Annotated in this window: 1 protein-coding gene; it reads left to right on the forward strand. The window is 66.6% G+C overall.

Annotation, left to right across the window (positions count from 1 at the left end; translation table 11 throughout):
* Positions 1 to 1075 (forward strand): IS30 family transposase (locus tag KBX00_RS28950; protein WP_210831231.1); only part of this gene is annotated, 1075 nt, incomplete at its 5' end.
* Positions 1076 to 1082 lie beyond the last annotated feature (7 nt).

Consider the following 1082-nt stretch of genomic DNA (forward strand, 5'->3'; position numbering starts at 1 on the left):
CTCGAAGTCAACTGATGGTTGCAACGCCGCCTCGTTGTGCTGGTGGAGGTGGTTTATGGCGCCACGGTTGTCTGCAGCTGAGCGTGAAGAAATCGGGCTCGGTCGTGCGGCGGGCGAGTCGATACGGTCGATCGCACGTCGGTTGGGTCGTCAGGCGTCGACGGTCAGTCGTGAGGTTGCTCGGTTCGAGCGTTATGGGCAGCCGTACAAGCCTGCGGCGGCTGACTGGGCGGCGTGGTTGCGGCATCGGCGAGCGAGGCGTCCTGCGAAGCTGGCGGTAGACGGTCCGTTGCGCCGGTTGGTGATCGGGTTGCTGCGGCGACGATGGTCGCCGCTGCAGATCGCTGCTCGGCTGCGGCTGGATTATCCCGACCAGCCGGAGATGCATGTGTCCCACGAAACCATCTATCAGGCCATCTACCTGCAGACCCGGGGGAACCTGCGGGCGGAGTTGACGCGGCAGGTGGCGTTACGTTCCGCACGAGCGGCCCGGCGGGCACGCCCGGTCGCCGGCGGCGCTGTCCGGTCCAACCGCGCCTGGGTGGGCCTGAACATCTCCGCCCGCCCGGCCGAAGCTGCCGACCGTGCCGTGCCAGGGCATTGGGAAGGCGACCTGATCGAAGGTGGTAACCGGGTGGGAGGCTCGGTGATCGCCACGCTGGTCGAGCGGCAGACCCGGTTCGTCATCCTGGTCGGGCTGCCCCACGGCAAGCTGTCCGAACACGTCGCCGCCCAACTGGCCACCGCCATGGGCCGCCTGCCAGCACGGCTACGCGCCTCACTCACCTGGGACCAGGGCATCGAGATGGCCCGCCATACAGACTTCACCCTGGCCACCAACTGCCCGGTCTACTTCTGCGACCCCCACTCACCGTGGCAGCGAGGCAGCAACGAGAACACCAACGGACTGCTGCGCCAGTACTTCCCCAAGGGCCGCACCGACTTCACCAAATTCAGCCAGGCCGACCTCGACGCCGTCGCCGACGAACTGAACACCCGTCCCCGTCAAACCCTAGGTTGGGCCACTCCCAGTGAGAAAATGGCCCAACTACTCGGTGTTGCAACCGCCGCTTGAATCCGCC

Source organism: Micromonospora sp. C95 (assembly GCF_018070465.1).
Classification (GTDB): Bacteria; Actinomycetota; Actinomycetes; order Mycobacteriales; family Micromonosporaceae; genus Micromonospora.